Below are 17973 nucleotides of genomic sequence, written 5' to 3' on the forward strand. Positions count from 1 at the left end.
TTGCGGAGGGCGTGATGAATACCCTACTGATTACCGAAGGTGCGCAGGGCGAAGCCCGTTGTTTCCTGGCTCGACGAATGTTGGAAGCGGCCGGTGAACAACGGCAGGTGAGCTGGGTGACCCACCCGCAAGAGGCGGAGTTGGTGCTGTTTATCGGCGACGACACGCCGCAGGATGCGGCGTTAGACGGTAAGCGTTTCTACCGTGCCACGGTGGCCGAGGCGATCCGCCAGCCGGAGGCGCTATTGGCGCGAGCACAGCGCGATGCCATGCCTTACCAGTATGTGGCGCCGCAAACAGCTGCGCCGGGCGCTCGGCCGTTGCGCCTGGTGGCGGTCACCGCCTGCCCGACCGGGGTGGCCCACACCTTTATGGCAGCCGAGGCGTTGGAGGCTGAGGCACGACGTCGCGGCTGGCAGGTCAAGGTAGAGACGCGGGGATCGGTAGGGGCGGGTAACGCCATTACGCCCGAAGAGGTGGCGCAGGCCGATCTGGTGGTGGTCGCCGCTGACATCGAGGTCGATCTGGCGAAGTTCGCCGGTAAGCCGATGTATCGGACCAGCACCGGCTTGGCGCTGAAGAAGAGTGCGCAGGAGTTGGATAAGGCGCAGCGGGAGGCGGTGATCTATCAACCGGCCTCTGCGGCGGGCGCCCCGGCGTCGGCGAGCGCTAAGAAGGAGGCGGGCGGCGCCTATCGCCATCTGCTGACCGGTGTCTCCTATATGCTGCCGATGGTGGTGGCGGGGGGGTTGTGTATCGCGCTCTCCTTCGTCTTCGGTATTCAGGCCTTTAAGGAGCCGGGTACGTTGGCGGCGGCGTTGATGCGGATCGGCGGAGACTCCGCCTTCGCATTGATGGTGCCAGTCTTGGCCGGCTATATCGCCTTCTCGATCGCCGACCGTCCCGGCCTGACGCCTGGGTTGATCGGCGGGATGTTGGCGGTCAGTCTCGGTTCCGGCTTTATCGGCGGCATCATCGCCGGTTTCCTTGCCGGCTATGTGGCGCGCGCCATCAGCAATGGCCTCAAGCTGCCCGCGAGTATGGAGGCGTTGAAGCCGATCCTGATCATTCCGCTGCTGTCGAGTCTGATCGTCGGTCTGGCGATGATCTATGTCATCGGTACGCCGGTGGCCAAGATCCTAGAGTGGCTGACCCACTGGCTGCAAACCATGGGCACCGCCAATGCGGTGATCCTGGGGGCCATCCTGGGGGCGATGATGTGTACCGACATGGGGGGGCCGGTAAACAAGGCGGCCTATGCCTTCGGGGTGGGGCTGCTCAGCACCCAGACCTATGGCCCGATGGCCGCCATCATGGCCGCCGGGATGGTGCCGCCGCTGGCGATGGGCTTAGCGACGTTCGTGGCGCGGCGTAAATTCGCGCAGAGCGAGCGAGAGGGCGGCAAGGCGGCGGTGATCCTCGGGCTGTGCTTTATCACCGAGGGGGCGATCCCCTTCGCCGCGCGCGACCCGATGCGTGTCCTGCCCTGCTGTATCCTGGGCGGCGCGTTGACCGGGGCGTTATCGATGCTGTTTGGCGCCAAGCTGATGGCACCGCACGGTGGGTTGTTTGTCCTGCTGATCCCTGGCGCGATCTCGCCGGTATTGCCTTACCTGTTGGCCATCGTGGCCGGGACGCTGTTGAGCGGGCTGTTGTATGCCCTGATCAAGCAGCCGGACGGCGCCATTCAGGCGGAGAAGGCGGCGGCACACTAAGCATGCCCTTTTATCTCGCCACGCTGAAGCGGGGGAGTCAGTTGACTCCCCCGCTTTTTTATATGATGCCATTCTCCTCGCGCTGGGGCGTGGTGGCGGGACGGTGGCGGGTGAAACGCCAGCCGATAGCCAGCGCGATAAACCACAGCGGGGTGACCATCAAGGCTTGGCGGGTATCGTTTTCGAGGGTGAGCAGGATCAGCACGCCGAACAGAAACGCCAGGCATAGCCAACTCATGACGATGCCCAACGGCATCTTGTACTGGGAGGCCGCATGGCGCTGTGGATAGCGCCGGCGATAGACCAGATAGCTGCACAGGATGATCGACCAGACGAACATAAATAGCACCGCCGAGACGGTGGTGATCAGGGTGAAGACGGTGATGACGTTAGGGATCAGATACAGCAATACCACACCGCCCAACAGGCACAGACACGAAAAGAACAACCCGGCGGCGGGAACGGAGCGCCGCGATAGCCGGGCGAAGCGCCGCGGGGCCAGACCGCTCTGCGCTAACCCATACAGCATACGGCTGGTGGAGAAGATGCCGCTATTGGCAGAGGAGGCGGCGGAGGTCAGCACCACGAAGTTGACGATCCCGGCGGCGGCGGGCAACCCTGCTAAGACGAACAGCTCGACGAACGGACTTTTGTTCGCGACGACCTGATGCCAAGGGGTGACGATCATGATGGTACAGAGCGCCAGGACGTAAAACATGATGATGCGTAGCGGTATGGCGTTGATCGCCTTGGGTAAGACCTGATGAGGGTTGCGCGTCTCCGCCGCGGTAGTGCCGACCAGTTCGATACCGACGAAGGCGAAGACGGCGATCTGAAATCCGGCAAAGAAGCCGCTGATACCATGGGGGAAGAATCCCTCGCGCCACAGATTGCTGAAGGCGGCCTGCTCGCCGGAGGGGGCGCGGAAGCCGGAGAGGGCCATGCCGAGGCCGATCAAGATCAAGGCGATGATGGCGACGATCTTAATCATCGCGAACCAGAACTCGGTCTCGCCGAACATCTTGACCGTGACCAGGTTAAGCGACAGTAACAACAGCACGCAGGAGAGCGAAATGATCCAGTCTGCCAGATGGGGAAACCAGAAGTGGGCATAGGCGGTGATGGCGACCACGTCGGCCATGCCGGTGACCACCCAGCAAAACCAATAGGTCCAACCGGTAAAGTAGCCGGCTCGCGGCCCGAGGAGATCGCTGGCGAAGTCGCTGAAGGACTTATAGTCCAGATTGGAGAGCAGTAGCTCGCCCATCGCCCGCATCACGAAGAACAGCATAAAGCCGATGATCATATAAACGAAGATGATCGAGGGACCCGCGAGGCTGATGGTTTTACCCGATCCCATAAACAGGCCGGTACCGATGGCGCCACCGATGGCGATGAGTTGAATATGGCGGTTGGTGAGGTGACGCTGTAGTCGCTCTCCCGGGGGCGGAGTGGGATGGGCTTCCGGTGGTGCGATGCGATTTCCCATGTCTGCTCTTCCTATCTGATTAGCCTGAGGAAAGGCGTCGGCTTGCGTCATAGCGCGCTATCGCCGCTGCCGCCATGTTGCTGCTAGGCGATATGAATAGTAGGGCCTATAGCGCATTTTGCCTACCGCGACGAGATTATTGTGTTAATAAAATGTATGTCTTTGTGTAAATCTTCGCGGCGGGGTGGGGGAGGAGCAACAAAAAACGCTGCCGAGGCAGCGTCTTATCGGGACAGGAAAACGGTAGGTATATTAACTGTGTGTATCGGCCTGGGCTAACTGGACACCCGGCAGGACGCGACGCGCCTCACGGTAGCGTTTCTTCCAGTAAGTCTCGTTCAGGTTAGAGATGGTTACGCCGCTGCTGGTGGAAGCATGCACGAACTGATCATTGCCCAGATAGATGCCGACGTGACGCCCGGTAGAGCCGGCGCGGAACAGCACCAGATCGCCGATACGCAGTTTGGAGCGTTTGATGGCGCGCCCGGTTCCCTCTTGCTGAGAGGTGGAACGCGGCAATTCCAAGCCGAATTGTTCACGGAAGGTTCGCTGCACAAAGGCGGAGCAGTCGATACCACGCTTGCTGTCGCCGCCTAAACGGTAGCGGACGCCTTTCCAGCTTGCGTATTGATCCATGATCTTGGACTTGATGTCCACATTGCGCACCATCTCTTCGAATTCATCCTGAGACGCTTGCAGTAAAAGGTTATCTTGATTGGTAACTGCATGCGTATCAGTCTGTGCGTAGCGATCGCGAGGTGCCGTGGTACAGGCTGAAAGTAACACTGCGGCGGCGATGGCGGGTGCCAAACGCAGAATGTATCTCAGAACTGGTTGAGACTTGACCATTATAAACCGTTTCCCTTGTTGTCCTTAACGACCTGTCATGTCGCTATCTAAAAATTACCCTTCAAGAGACTAATTTCCGCGTGACAGGCTGACAATCACACTAGGGTAGAATTGTGCAGCAGAACACACTTTTTGTCCTGTTTTATTCCCATCGCCGGCAAAAATTTGCGTCTGCAAAAGCAAAGTTATGGAATAAACGTCAGGTTACCGCTTGTCTCTCGGGGGATATTCAGTAGAAGCCACTAAGCTAATCATATGTAAAACCAGCTAAATATATGACTTATTCTCCTGATCTGTGCCGCTCTATTATATGGAGGAAAAAACGAAACGGGGAGAGATATCTTATCAATAAGTAAGCAATAGTTTAATTTGACACATTTAGTAATATATTCGCCTGTAATCTCTCCAGATTCTTCCTCTCCTCATGCCGTTTTGCCGTGCCTCGCCGAGCGTTTGGTCGCTGCTGATCCCTTGCGAACTCGACGAGGGCGTCGGGGATGCAGAATATTCATCGGCTATCGGGTTGCTTGCGTCGTGCTTACTCTGGTTGTGGGAGAGGGGATTGGCCGTCGAGGTGGGGGACTTTCTCCCCCTCCGTCTGCCAGCCTGCGGGTGATGAGCGCGAGGAGGACGGCATCGACACGCGACGGGAGCCTTTACCCTCTCACCGGCGTGGGCAGGCTGGGCGTCACGATTAAGAGCACTGCCCAGGGCCAAAATGGCAAACAAAATAGCCTACTGGAATAGGCTCTAAGCCCTGTCGTCGCAGTGACGGCGTGTGCGCAGCTTTAATAAGGCACTCTGTAGGCTGTTCCAATCGGCTTCGGCGTCGTGGATCACCTCGATGCGGCTATCCGGTGGCGCGACGGGGCTGGTTTCGATGTGGAAGTCGTCTCCCTGGCGGTTGACGCGTAGCGTCCCTTCGGCGACGCGTAAGACACCCTTAATGCGTAGCAGTGGGGTGAGGCGAACCCACTCCAGCAGCCCGACGGTATCGAAGAGGCTGTCATCGCTAAAGATCCAGCCGCAACTGTAGTACCCCTGGCCTTGATTGAGCGCGCGGCGCCAGCCTTGGCCCGGCTGTAGGCGTAAGGCGGCGATGCCGGAGGCGGGCGTCGGGGAGGCGTGATGATGCGCGGATGTGGGGAGTGGCGTAGTGGCGCGACGCGGGGTGTCGAGCCAGTGTGTATCGAGCTGGCCCTGCTGAGTCTCGATCAGCGTGCGTTCGGCTCCCTGTTCTTGCCACCAGCGCTGCAAATGCTCACGTGTTACGGCGTCATAGGTGTCGCATTTATTCGCCACAATAATGTCGGCCACGGCCAGTTGCGCATTGAAGCTCTCATCGTTGCGTAGACGCGCGCTGTCGAGCTGGCGCGCATCGAGCAGGCAGATGGTCGCCTGGATCGTCAGCCAAGCTTGATAGGTGTCGCTCGCGAGTTGTCGCAGGATCTGACTGGGGTGCCCCAATCCCGTGGGCTCGATCAGCAACCGATCGGGCTGCTCCTTCAGTAGTCGGTTTAAGCCGATTTGCATCGGCAGTCCATTAACGCAGCACAGGCATCCGCCGGGGATCTCCTTCAACAGGGCTCCGCTATCGGCTAAGAGTGCGCCGTCGATGCCGATTTCGCCAAATTCATTGACCAGTATCGCCCAGCGCTCTTGTGCCGGTTTGTGGGCCAGTAAGTGGCGCAGGGTGGTGGTTTTGCCACTGCCGAGAAAACCGGTGATCACATTTACACGGGTCATTGTCTCTTCCTTCTCTTTTTTTGCCGCTACGGCCGGGACGGGAGTTTTGTGAGCAAGAAAACATTCTTGAGAAAAATCGACCGGGAGACAACCCCACGCCTAGCGGGAGTTTGCGTAAACGCCATGTATTTAATTAGATTCGGCATTTTATTTATCATATTTAAGATTTTTATGCTGAATTAGCTAAGTGCTTTGGCGAGTAATTCTGTATTTATATCACCTGAAGAAATAACTGAAGTTTTGATCTGGATAGCCGTTATTAATCAATGAGTTCTGCTATGTTTCAAGGAGAGGGTTTACAAGGAATGTCTCTGTTTTTTCACCCATTATTGCCTAGGCAGGGTGAGAAAACGCAGTAACTTGACGACAGGAGTGATATATGAAGCGTGAGTATTTATCACTATTTAAGGTTGTCGCTGTGGGGATGCTATTGATGGCCGGATTGGCCGCAGGTCCCGCCCAAGCTCAATCCATGGGCGTGGTCCATTTTGGAGGTATGATTGAGGAGGATGGCTGTCAGTTCACTGTTATAAATAATCAGGTTCATTCCGCGTGTTATCGCGAGGGTAAGCTCCAGCAGGTTAAACGCGATATCGGCAGGCAGTATCATGCCGACTGGCGTCTACCGGCTCAGGTAGGCGAAGGGCGTCTGACCTGGGTGGACACGGCGCATACTCAGGCGCTGATTACCGTCGTGTATCGTTAATGCTCCTGTCCGGGACGTTCCGGCGTGAGCGGGAACGTCCCTCCTATCTCTTGCACCTTCATCATGAGGCGTGCCATTGTCGTGTTCTTATCTGCTTTTTCTGAACGAATCAACGCTGTGATACAATCAGACCAATCTAGACGCAACAGCGTATAATTATTGACAATTGGTCTGTCCAATTGCGGTTTTACTCTGCATCGGCGTACATCCAGAGGGGCAAGCCATGAGATTGTATCAGGAAGTCGGCAACACGCTGCGGGCCGCGATCGCACGCGGCGATTATCCTATCGGGGAGCGTCTGCCTCCGGAGCGTGATATCGCCGAGCAGTTCGATGTGAGTCGGAGTGTGGTGCGCGAGGCGTTGATCATGTTGGAATTAGAGCATTTGATCGACGTCCGTAAGGGGTCAGGGGTGTATGTGATGGCCCTTCCCCAGCAGGTCTCGGGGGTGCACGTACGCAACCTCGACGAGAATACCTTTGGGCCCTTTGAGCTGCTCCAGGCGCGCCAATTATTGGAGAGCGAGGTCGCCGCCTTCGCCGCGACGCAAGCCACCAAGTCCGATATTTTGCAGATGCGTGAGGCCATCGAGCAAGAGCGCCAGGCATTGAATGGCGGCTGTGCGGATGAGAGCGCGGATGAGCGCTTTCACTGTTTGTTGGCACAGTCGACGCAGAACAGTGTCTTGGCCGGTATGGTGCAGGAAGCTTGGCGGGCACGTCAGCATAATCCGCTGTGGGCGGGGCTGCATGGTCATACCCAGGACTTCAGCTACCGCTGGAATTGGCTGGAGGATCACCAGAAGATCTTACAAGCGGTGTTGCGCCGTGACGCGCTCGCCGCCAAACAGGCCATGTGGCAGCATTTGGAAAATGTGAAGGCTAAACTCTTGGAGATCTCTAATCCGGATGATCCAGGATTTGACGGTTATCTGTTTGACTCCACACCGGTACGACTAGACTGTAAGTAACGAACGATGCGCGTCGGGGTGGGTGGTCGGCGCAGGGAGCGGCGGGCCGTATGGCGCGTCGGGCAAAAGCGAGGCATAGCGGAATGACGCAACTGGGCACTGAGCGTTGGCGCGGTTATTTCCGCCCGCTGCTGTCTGCGGGTGCGGTAGGGATGGTGTTGCTATTGGCGGTGATCACCGTCTCCTGGCAGGCCTCGCGTGGCTTGAGTAATTCGGCGCATCAACGCATTACGCTGGCCTTGGGGCAGATCGAGGAGGCGCTGGGCAATGCCCGCCTGGCTTCCGATGCGGTGTTACGCTATGCCGGACAACCCTGTGATGCCACGGTACACGCCGCGTTGGCCTTCCAAGTGACCACGGTGCCCGACGTGCGCTCGGTCAACCTGGCGCGAGACAGCACCATCTACTGCTCGTCGTTGTATGGCGCCACCCAACGTAAACTTGGTCATGATCGCTACAGCGAGCATCGCTTGACCCTGATGCCGAATAATCAGCTGACGCCGAACCGCTCCCTGTTGGTGTTCAGTACACCGGGGCCGGAGAATAGCAGTGTATTAGTTGGGATCGATGGCTACTATCTGCGCAATATTTTGCGTTCGTTGAGTGAGCCGACCCCGCTGTATCTGCATATCGGCGATCGTTGGATGGATGCGCGCGGCCAGGTGATCGCGGCGCTGCCGCCGGTGGAGGGGCGGCGCATCGTGCAGCAGGCCCCCCATTATGCCGTCTCGGTGGTGACGACGATCCCGGTCAACAGCCACTGGGCCTATATTTTGGATTACTCGCGCGGCAGCCTGGTGCTGTTCTTGGGCTTAGCCATCGTGTTTGGTGTGGTGACCTACCGTCTGGCGGGGCAGGTGAATAGCCCGGTGGCCTACTTGCGTGAGGCGTTGCGTCGTCATCAGTTCATCCCCTACATCCAACCGGTCGTCAGTGGTCAGGATGAGCGTCTGGTCGGCTGTGAGATCCTGATGCGTTGGCAGCATCCCCAGTTGGGGCTGATCCCACCGAATAACTTCATTCCCTTGGCGGAGGATAGCGGGCTTATCGTCGCGATGACGCGTGACATGATGCAGCAGGTCAGTGACTATTTTGCCCCTCGCTGCAAAAGTTTACCGGCAGATTTTCACTTCGGTTTTAACATCAGCGCCAGCCATTTTAACGATCTCAGCCTGGTCGAGGAGTGTCGTCGTTTCCTCGCCGCCTTCCAAGAGAACCCGATTCAGCTGGTGTTGGAGCTGACGGAGCGTCAGCGGGTGCCCGATGGCGCGTTGACGGAGCGTATCTTCGATGAGTTACGCGCATTAGGGGTGCAGCTGGCGCTGGATGACTTCGGTACCGGGCACTCGAGTCTGGCTTATCTACAGCGTTACCCGTTTGATATCTTGAAGATCGATCAGAGCTTCGTGCGGATGATCGGGAGCGACGCGTTATCCGAGCATATTGTGGATACGGTGATCACCTTGGCGAAGCGTCTCAACATGGTGACGTTAGCGGAAGGGGTGGAGTCGGAGCCACAGCTACAGCATTTACGCGCTTACCATCTGGATTTCTTGCAGGGATATTGGTTCGGTCGTCCATCATCCCTCACGGATTTTACCCAGCATTGGTTAGCTAATGTGCCAACTCAGGCGATGAAATAACATAAAATGTTATTTCATTAGTTATTATCACCGAGCGGTCTATTTCTACAGCCATTATTTGGCTGTATGCATTGTAGACATATTTTATATTTTCAAAAAAACTGATAAAGAAAGTGATGCGCGTGCCGATAACGCTTACTTAATAAATAATCGGCGACAGGAAAATCCGTTCTTATGTTTTCTAAGGTAAAAATAGCAACATTAATTCCGATAATAATCGTTGCGATTTTTTCAATTCAGGCGATCTCATTCTGTATTTTTTATAATGTAATTAATAACGATGATGATCACATACAGGAAAATTATCAGTCACGGCGTAATGTCATGTTCTTCAGCGAGGCCTGGATCAATTTAATTCAGGCGCGCTCGAGTCTACGCGAGGCGTTAAATCAGGTTACGGCAGCAAAGTTTGATCAGGAGAAGGTGCAAGGCCTCTCAGACCGAGCGGAACGGCGGATCGTTGAAGCTCGCCGCAACTACCTGGCATATAAAGATATTCCTGATGTTGATGGTTTATCGGCCGATGTGGTTAATCGGGTAAATAATAATTTCAGTCAGTATCTCACCATTGTTTCTCAAATCTATTCATTATTAAAGCAAAATGATATCCAGCAGGCGATGGCGCTGAATGAGAAACTGGTCGATCTGAATATTGCGACACAGCATGCCTATAATGCCTGGCAGGAGCAACATGATCGACTCATGCATCAGGGCGTCAGTAAGAGTCAACATGATTGCCTGGTGATGAAGTGGGTATTATCGCTGGTCGGTATGTTATCCCTGCTTTGCCTGTTGATATGTTGGCTCTCGGTGAAAAAAGCGATGCTACTGCCGTTGCAGATCGTCATTCGCCATATTCAATACATTGCCCGCGGGGATTTGACGCAGCGTATCGCCTGTCAGGGTAAAAGTGAAATGCAGGTTTTGTCCAGCCATCTGGCCGAGATGCAGCGGGCGTTACGGGATATTGTTATCTCTGTGAGAGGCAGCGCCGAGGTGATTTATTCGGGGGCTGGCGAGATTTCCTCCGGTGGGAGCAATCTTGCGTCGAGAACCGAACAACAGGCGGCGGCGTTAGAGGAGACGGCCGCCAGCATGGAGCAAATTACCTCTATCGTGAATCAGAATAGCGATAACTCACGCAACGCGGCGCAGCTGGCCAATGAGGCGGCGAAGACAGTGGTATCGGGCGGCCATGCGATTACGGATGTCGTTAAGACCATGGAGGCGATTTCCGCTAACTCCCAACATATCTCGTCGATCACCAGTGTCATTGACAGCATTGCGTTTCAGACCAATATCCTGGCGCTGAATGCGGCGGTTGAGGCCGCTCGCGCGGGGGATCAGGGGCGGGGCTTCTCCGTGGTAGCCAGCGAAGTTCGCAATCTGGCCCAGCGCAGCGCTCAGGCGGCGAAGGAGATTAATAGCCTGATTTCCGCCTCGGTGGAGAAGGTGAACCAAGGCAGCGCCAGCGTCTCGGCGGCCGGTTCTACGATGGAGAATATCATTAATTCGATCACCCATCTCTCTGCGGTCTTGGGGGAGATCTCGGACAGTGCAGAGGAGCAAAGTCGGGGGATTGTCCAGATAAACCAGGCCATCAACCAGATGGATACCGTGACGCAACAGAATGCGACGCTGGTGGAGGAGTCCACCGCCGCCTCCCATGTCCTGGAGGATCAGGCCAAGGTACTGACTGAAATGGTCGCGACATTTACCGTTAGCGAGGGGAGCAAAACGTTGCTGGCCGTGTAAGCGGCGAAACGCAGGCCCCGGAGGGGGCCTGCGAGGAGAACGCGAGGCCGTCCAAAGACGGCCTTTTTTTATGCTTGAGCGGCCAGCTCGGCACAGCTCTGCGCCGCGCCCTGCTGCATCAGTGACAGGTAGGCGGCGGTCACCGCCTCGACAAAGCGGGGCTCCTGCGGCAGCGCGTCACCGAAGACCGCGCTGACGCCCAGCAGCGCCTGGACACGCTCTGCGCCGTCGGCGCTGTTGGCTACGCATTGCTTCAGGGTTTCCGCCATCGGGTCGCGCACGTCGATCGGCTGCCCGGCATCATCGATAGCTCCGACGTAACGCATCCAACCGGCCACGCCCAGCGCCAGGCAAGGGAAGGCGCTATCGTGCGCCAGATGCCAGCGGATGGAGTCCAGCATGCGTTGCGGTAGCTTCTGGGTGCCGTCCATGGCGATCTGCCAGGTACGGTGCTTCAGAGAGGGGTTGCTGTAACGGTCGATCAGCAACGCGGCGTAGCGTGCCAGATCGACGCCGCTGACGCTCAGGGTTGGCGCCTGCTCTTGCAGCATCAGACGATGGGCATCTTGACGGTAGGCGCCATCCTCCATGCAGTCATTGATGTGTTGATAGCCTGCCAGATACCCCAGGTAGGCGAGGAACGAGTGGCTACCGTTAAGCATGCGTAGCTTCATCTCCTCGTAGGGCAGCACATCGCTGACCAACTCGGCGCCGGCGATCTCCCACTCGGGGCGACCGGCGACGAAATTATCCTCGACCACCCACTGAATAAAGGGTTCACAGGCGATGCCACACGGGTCGTCGACGCCCAGTGCCGTATGGATCTCCGCCAGCGTCTCGGCGGTGGCCGCCGGTACGATACGATCGACCATGGTGCTGGGGAAGGTGACATTGGCGTCGATCCAGGCGGCCAGTTGCGGGTCACGCGCCTGGGCCAGATCCAATACCGCATTCTTCACCACATGGCCGTTTTCCGGGATGTTGTCGCAGGAGAGTACGGTAAAGGGGGCGAGGCCGCGCTCACGACGTAGGCGCAGCGCTTCAACGATGGCGCCAGGGGCGGAGGCGGGTTGGTGCGGCGTGGCCAGATCGGCCTGGATCAACGGGTTGTTCAGGTCCAAGCGTCCGCTACCCGGCTCGATGCAGTACCCTTTTTCGGTGACCGTCAGAGAGACGATGGCGACCTGCGGCTCGGCCATCTTCTCGACCACCGCCTCGATGCCATCGAGGGTGGCGTGCAGCGACTCATGCACCGCGCCGACCACGATCGCCTGATTGTGGCTAGCGCCCTTCTCCAGCACGCTATAGAGATGATCCTGCTGGCGCAATTGCTCGATCAAGGCCTCCCCGCCGATCAGGTTCACCTCACAGTATCCCCAGTCACCGCCTTGCTTATTCAAGACGCGATCGGTCAATAAGGCTTGATGCGCACGGTGAAAGGCGCCAAAGCCTAGGTGTACGATACGGGACTTCAGGGCGCTGCGATCGTAGCTGGGACGCTGCACATCGGCCGGTAATGTATGGTTGGCGAGGTTTTTCATTCGGAGCTCCATCTAATGGATGAGTGAAGCAGCGCCGCATGGGCGGCCTGTTTCATAGCAATACGCAAAGGTGTTAGACCACTTTATCGAGAGCCGTCACCTGAATTGCGCTAAGCCCACACGCATTCACAGGGTGGTCAGACAGCATCACATGGGCTTGCAGTCTAAATTGATATGACAGAAAATCAAATTGGTTAGTCCAAAATTCCCCGATAATCGTGAGGCGGATCAACCAATGAGACTTTCGCTTTTGACAGGCGCATCGGGATGCGTCAGGGTAAAGCTGAGTGATATCTGTGACGATTTGGTATGACAGATTGTGCCGGCGATGGCCGTGAATCGTGAAATCTGTCTGACCCGTCAGAGCAGTACCCGTTAACACACCGCAGAAGGTAACAGTAGATGGAACAAACTTGGCGTTGGTATGGCCCGAACGATCCGGTTTCCCTTGATGATGTCCGCCAGGCTGGCGCGACCGGCGTCGTGACGGCGTTGCACCATATTCCGAACGGCGAAGTGTGGAGTGTCGAGGAGATCGAGCAGCGTAAGGCGATGCTGGCTGAAAAGGGATTGACCTGGTCGGTGGTAGAGAGTGTTCCGGTTCACGAAGAGATCAAGACGCAGACGGGTGACTATCAGCGTCATATCGACAATTACAAACAGAGCCTGCGTAATCTGGCGGCCTGTGGCATCGATACCGTCTGCTATAACTTCATGCCGGTATTGGACTGGACGCGTACCGATCTGGAGTTTCTGATGCCGGATGGCTCCAAGGCCCTGCGTTTCGACCAGATCGCCTTCGCCGCCTTCGAACTGCATATCTTGCAGCGTCCGGGTGCCGAACAGGATTACAGCGCGGAAGAGCAGCGCCAGGCCAAGGCCTACTTCGACGCGATGAGTGAGGCCGAGGTGGCCAAGCTGACGGGCAACATCATCGCCGGACTGCCGGGGGCGGAAGAGGGTTATACCCTGGATCAGTTCCGTGCCCGCCTGGCCGAATATGATGGCATCGACAAGGCGCAGCTGCGTGAGCATATGGCTCACTTCCTGCGTGAGATTGTCCCGGTGGCCGAGGCCTGTGGTCTACGCCTGGCGGTACATCCGGATGATCCGCCGCGTCCGATCCTCGGCTTGCCGCGTATCGTCTCGACAATCGAAGACATGCAGTGGCTGAAAGAGACGGTCGATAGCATCTACAACGGGTTCACCATGTGCACCGGTTCCTACGGCGTGCGGGCCGATAACGATCTGGTGGAGATGATCGAACGCTTCGGCGATCGTATTCACTTCACCCATCTGCGCGCCACCTGCCGCGAAGATAACCCGAAGAGCTTCCATGAAGGGGCGCATCTTCAGGGGGATGTCGACATGTTCGCCGTGGTCAAGGCGATCCTGACGGAAGAGCAGCGTCGTCAGCAGGCGGGCGATCTGCGTCCGATTCCGATGCGTCCGGACCATGGTCACCAGATGCTGGACGATCTGAAGAAGAAGACCAACCCGGGCTACTCCGCCATCGGGCGCCTAAAGGGGTTGGCCGAGGTTCGCGGTGTCGAGCTGGCGATTAAACGTGTCTACTTCCCGCAGATGAAGTGATGCGCTCGGCGCCTTGGCGCATGAGATAACCAACAGGGGGGGACGCGATGCGTCCCCCCCTGTTGCGTACCGAGCGGCGTCACCTGCCGCATGGGCGGCGACTTAGTCGGCGCGGCCCATAAAGCGACGCTCTTCGACGTGAATACGGATCTTTTCGCCGTTGCTCAGATACTCCGGTACCTGGACGACCAGCCCGGTCGGCAGGGTAGCCGGCTTGGTACGCGCACTGGCGGAGGCACCCTTGATGCTCGGGGTGGTCTCGACGATTTCCATGTCGACGGTCTGCGGCAGTTCGAGTGCCAGCACCTGGCCTTCCATGGTCAGCACCTGCATCCCCGGGATGCCGCCTTCCGGGATAAACAGCAGCTCTTCTTCGATCTGCTCTTTCTTGAAGGTGTACGGGGTGTAGTCTTCGTCATCCATAAACACATACTCGTCGCCGTCGATGTAAGAGAAGGTGACGGGACGACGGCTCAGGGTGATGGTCTCCAGCAGATCGTCGCCTTTAAAGCGCTCTTCCACTTTCAGCCCGGTACGCACGTCGGAGAAACGCATTTTGTACAGGGTCGCCGCGCCGCGTGCGCTGGGGGACTGGATATCAATATCGCGGACCAACAGCAGCTTACCGTTGTAGTTTACCGCCATACCGCGTTTGATTTCGTTAGCTCTGGCCATGATTGCAATACCTTAAAAAAACAGCGGGGTTATTCGGCCGCGCTCCCATCCGTTACGGATACCACTGGCGATACGGCGGGAGGCAGTCAGGTGGCGACACACTACCCGTACACCGCGTTTCAGGCAAGGGGAGGCGGCGGAAAAAGTGGCCTCGACGGGAAAAGAGGCGCCCCGGAGAACGGGGCGCGAGTCGTTTAGCGGTAGATTGGTAACAGATTGAACAGAGACAGAATATGGGCGATGGCGTTGAGCAGGCCAAAGCCGATCACCAAGACGATGACCGCGATGCCGCCCGGCACGCGATAGTGCGCTTGCGGGAAGCGGCGGCGGCTGGCGTGCGCCATTAGCGCCGGGACGATCACCGCCCAGATGGTGGCCGCCAGGCCAGCGAAGCCGATGGCATACAGGAAGCCATTGGGGAACAGCAGCGCGCCGATGGTCGGCGGCACGAAGGTGATCAGCGCGCTCTTGGCCCGCCCACTCGGTGTATCGGTAAACTTCAGCATGTCGGCGATGTAGTCGAACAGCCCCAGAGAGACGCCGAGGAAGGAGCTGGCCAGAGCCATATAGGAGAAGGCGTTCAGCAACTGCGTCACTAACGGGCTGCTGGCGACGCTGCCCATCTGCTTGAGCAGGCTGCCAATGTTACCACCCTCGGCGATGATCTGGCGGAAGGCCGCCCGGCTGATGTTGCCCTGGATCACATACTGCCAGAAGAGGTAGATCACCAAGGCGATCAGGGTGCCGTACAGCAGGCTACGCACCACCGCGCGACTATCCTTGTTGTAATACTTGACCAGCCCCGGCACGTTGCCATGGTAGCCAAACGAGGTCAGCAGGTAGGGCATCGCGGCCAATGCATAGGGCAGGTAACTGGCCTGTTCGTCGCCGCGATCGAACAAGATGGCGGGGTCGACATGGGTAAACATATCACCGGTCGACAGCAGGAAGGTGATCACCATCCCGCCGATGAGCACGGTGCTCAGGCGATCCACCGCCCGCGTCGACAGCCAGACGATGAACCCGACTAACAGGGCGAAGACCCCACCGGCCAACGGCTGGCCAACCTCGGCCAACGGTGCCAGCGTATGGGTGATGATCGAACCGCCGGCGGAGATATAGGCATAAGTCAGGATATACAGCACGAAGGCGATGGACAGCCCGTTGAGACTATTCCAACCCTTGCCCAACAGATCGCCCACCATGGTATGGAAGCTGGCTCCCGCCGGGTAGTGCAGGTTGCTCTCCAGGATCATCAGACCGGATAGGTACATGCAGGCCCAGGTGATGAGTAACAGGATGGCGGAGAGGCTGAACCACACCCCGGCGGTGACGACGGGAATGGAAAACATACCGGCGCCAACGGCGGTTCCGGCGATGATCATCGCTCCGCCCAAGATTGAGGGGCGCTGCAACGAGGTGGTCAAGGTCTGCTCCATGGTCATCGGTGACTCCTGTGGATTCTTATGTACTAGCGCAATGGTACGATGCGGCGCATAGAAAGTAAACCGGAGAATCGACGCGTAGAGAAAGAAAACCCGATGGGGTAGAGGAGGAGTCGCGACCGGGCCGCTGAAAAGGCGGCCATGACGTTTTTTTCACCGGCGGGGCTAGCCGACGCGGCGCGGCTTTGTTAGGGTAAGCGCCCCGCCGAGCCGAGCGCCGATTTTTTCTGCGCCGCATCGGTCCTGGCCGCCCATCGGGTGTGCGCCCCTAGCATCGACCGCCCGAGGCGGAGAGGAGAAGTCATCAATGATGGAGTGCCGCGCCGCGTGTGCCGCCTGTTGTATCGCCCCGTCGATATCCAGCCCGATCCCGGGGTTGCCGCAGGGCAAGCCAGCGGCGATGCCGTGTCCACAGTTGGATGAGGCGTTGCGTTGTCGGCTATTTCACTCCGCACAGCGCCCGGCGGTGTGTGGCCAGCTTAAGCCCTGCGCCGAGATGTGCGGCGCGGATCGTGAGGCGGCGTTGGCTTATCTGGGCGCCTTGGAGCGCGCCACCACACCCTGAGTCGGCGCCACCGCGCGGGCGAGTCCATCGCCACGTGTTCCCCGATAGGCGCCCGGTTTAGGGCGCCGATGTCGAATTGTCCGTGAGTTGACGATCGCTCTTCATCTTCAGCATGCAAGCGCTGGCGGCGAAGAGCATCAGCAGCGACACCGGGAATACCGCCGAGTAGTTCCACCATTCGGCCAGGGCCCCGGCGATCGAACCGGCGATGATCCAGCCGATACGTCCGCTGGTGGTGAACAGCGTGGTGGCCGAGCCCGCCTGTCCCGGCATCAGATCCTGGAAGTACAGCATGCCGATCCCCGCCAAGATACCGATAAACACCGCATTCAGCAGTTGCAGAGCCAGCAGGGCCCAGGGATGGGTGATCCAGCATAATCCCGCGTAGAACAGCACCCCGGCCGCCAGCGCCAGCAGCATCAGGCGCCGTTTCCCCAGTCGTTTGGCATAGACGCCGGCGATCAGCATCGTCGGGATCTCTAGCCCGGCGGCGCTGCCCATCATCAAGCCGGCCAGCCGCTCCGGGAGTTGCAGCTGATGGCTGATATAGAGCGGCATATTGATTAGATACATGCTATTGCAGGTCCACATTAAGGTGGCGCAGATCAGCAGCAGCAGCGTCTGATGGCGATTACGGCGTGGAGCCTGGGCGCCGCCGCGCGGGGTTTCCGCCGCTCGCGGCATCGTCGGCAGCCAGCGCCACACGATGGCGGCGCATAATAGAAAGGTGAGGGTCGCGGCCAGATACATCAAGGTGAAGCCCCAGCCCAAGGCCATGGCGAAAGCCAGCGGTGGGCCAATCACCCAGGCCAGGGAGATCTGGGCGCGCAGGATGGAGCTGAACATCACCGCCTCCTTGCCGCTGCGATCGGCATACTCGCGCGCCAGGGCGAACATCTGCGGGTTGGCGGTGGAGCCGAAACTGGTTAGGCATACCCCGACCACCAATAACAGGGTGTAGTTGCGGTTGTAGGCGAACAGGAGGCAGCCGAGGGCTCCCAAGAGGCAGCATCCCAGGATTAATCGCTTACGATCGCCGCGCCGATCCGAGAGGCTGGCGAGCCCTTGACTGACGATGATGCCGATCACGGCGCTGCCAGTATAAAACAGGCCGACCAGCAGCGGACTCTGCGTGACCTCGCTGGAGAGGAACAGGCTGAGCGTCGGGGTTTGAAGCGCCCCGGCGATCCCGGTGAGAAACGCGACGATCAAGAAGGCGCTGCCGGTACGATCGGGGAGTCGTCGAGTGAGGGCGCGGGCAAGAGTGAGCATGGATCAACC

Annotated in this window: 14 protein-coding genes; 7 read left to right on the forward strand and 7 right to left on the reverse strand. The window is 58.2% G+C overall.

The window, feature by feature from the left end; genetic code table 11:
- The first annotated feature begins 14 nt into the window (after positions 1-14).
- Positions 15-1715: a PTS fructose transporter subunit IIBC gene (gene fruA, locus DCL27_RS05535; RefSeq protein WP_005294691.1), complete on the forward strand. Its 1701-nt coding sequence runs from the start codon at positions 15-17 to the stop codon at positions 1713-1715.
- Positions 1716-1773: 58 nt separating this feature from the next.
- On the opposite strand, the gene cycA is transcribed toward fruA, so the two are convergent.
- From cycA to DCL27_RS05550, 3 genes are all read right to left on the reverse strand, one after another.
- Positions 1774-3204, reverse strand: coding sequence for a D-serine/D-alanine/glycine transporter (cycA, locus tag DCL27_RS05540; protein ID WP_005294694.1), 1431 nt, complete (start codon positions 3202-3204; stop codon positions 1774-1776).
- A gap of 252 nt (positions 3205-3456) precedes the next feature.
- Positions 3457-4053 carry a bifunctional murein DD-endopeptidase/murein LD-carboxypeptidase gene (gene mepS / locus DCL27_RS05545; RefSeq protein ID WP_005287948.1) on the reverse strand — a complete coding sequence of 199 codons (597 nt, stop codon included), beginning with the start codon at positions 4051-4053 and terminating at the stop codon, positions 3457-3459.
- Between the two features lie 750 nt (positions 4054-4803).
- Positions 4804-5799: a CobW family GTP-binding protein gene (locus tag DCL27_RS05550; protein WP_035600064.1), complete on the reverse strand. Its 996-nt coding sequence runs from the start codon at positions 5797-5799 to the stop codon at positions 4804-4806.
- 379 nt (positions 5800-6178) lie between these two features.
- Between DCL27_RS05550 and DCL27_RS05555 the strand changes: the two genes are divergently transcribed.
- From DCL27_RS05555 to DCL27_RS05570, 4 genes are all read left to right on the forward strand, one after another.
- Positions 6179-6505 (forward strand): hypothetical protein, encoded by a 327-nt coding sequence (locus tag DCL27_RS05555; protein ID WP_005287933.1) that lies wholly within the window; start codon positions 6179-6181, stop codon positions 6503-6505.
- 223 nt (positions 6506-6728) lie between these two features.
- A complete protein-coding gene (locus tag DCL27_RS05560) occupies positions 6729-7475 on the forward strand; it encodes an FCD domain-containing protein (protein WP_005287930.1) in 747 nt (248 codons plus the stop codon).
- A gap of 83 nt (positions 7476-7558) precedes the next feature.
- Positions 7559-9118: an EAL domain-containing protein gene (locus tag DCL27_RS05565; protein ID WP_035600065.1), complete on the forward strand. Its 1560-nt coding sequence runs from the start codon at positions 7559-7561 to the stop codon at positions 9116-9118.
- 174 nt (positions 9119-9292) lie between these two features.
- Positions 9293-10873 carry a methyl-accepting chemotaxis protein gene (locus tag DCL27_RS05570; protein WP_035600066.1) on the forward strand — a complete coding sequence of 527 codons (1581 nt, stop codon included), beginning with the start codon at positions 9293-9295 and terminating at the stop codon, positions 10871-10873.
- A 68-nt stretch (positions 10874-10941) separates the two neighbouring features.
- Here the strand turns inward: DCL27_RS05570 and DCL27_RS05575 are convergent, their stop codons facing one another.
- The gene (locus tag DCL27_RS05575) at positions 10942-12414 is read right to left on the reverse strand and encodes a mannitol dehydrogenase family protein (protein ID WP_005294705.1); all 1473 of its coding nucleotides are present in this window, start codon (positions 12412-12414) and stop codon (positions 10942-10944) included.
- Between the two features lie 402 nt (positions 12415-12816).
- Between DCL27_RS05575 and uxuA the strand changes: the two genes are divergently transcribed.
- Positions 12817-14007: a mannonate dehydratase gene (gene uxuA / locus DCL27_RS05580; RefSeq protein ID WP_005287915.1), complete on the forward strand. Its 1191-nt coding sequence runs from the start codon at positions 12817-12819 to the stop codon at positions 14005-14007.
- 102 nt (positions 14008-14109) lie between these two features.
- Here the strand turns inward: uxuA and yeiP are convergent, their stop codons facing one another.
- Together yeiP and mtr are read right to left on the reverse strand one after the other, a co-directional pair.
- Entirely contained in the window at positions 14110-14682 is a 573-nt protein-coding gene (yeiP, locus tag DCL27_RS05585) for an elongation factor P-like protein YeiP (RefSeq protein ID WP_005287912.1), read from the reverse strand.
- A gap of 194 nt (positions 14683-14876) precedes the next feature.
- The gene (gene mtr, locus DCL27_RS05590) at positions 14877-16127 is read right to left on the reverse strand and encodes a tryptophan permease (RefSeq protein ID WP_005287909.1); all 1251 of its coding nucleotides are present in this window, start codon (positions 16125-16127) and stop codon (positions 14877-14879) included.
- 310 nt (positions 16128-16437) lie between these two features.
- On the opposite strand from mtr, the gene DCL27_RS05595 reads away from it, so the two are divergent.
- The gene (locus DCL27_RS05595) at positions 16438-16692 is read left to right on the forward strand and encodes a hypothetical protein (RefSeq protein WP_035596066.1); all 255 of its coding nucleotides are present in this window, start codon (positions 16438-16440) and stop codon (positions 16690-16692) included.
- A gap of 57 nt (positions 16693-16749) precedes the next feature.
- Here the strand turns inward: DCL27_RS05595 and DCL27_RS05600 are convergent, their stop codons facing one another.
- On the reverse strand, positions 16750-17964 hold the full coding sequence (locus DCL27_RS05600) for a sugar efflux transporter (protein ID WP_228594482.1): 1215 nt from the start codon (positions 17962-17964) through the stop codon (positions 16750-16752).
- Positions 17965-17973: the final 9 nt, after the last annotated feature.

Origin of the sequence: Edwardsiella tarda ATCC 15947 = NBRC 105688, assembly GCF_003113495.2 — a bacterium.
GTDB lineage: Bacteria > Pseudomonadota > Gammaproteobacteria > Enterobacterales > Enterobacteriaceae > Edwardsiella > Edwardsiella tarda.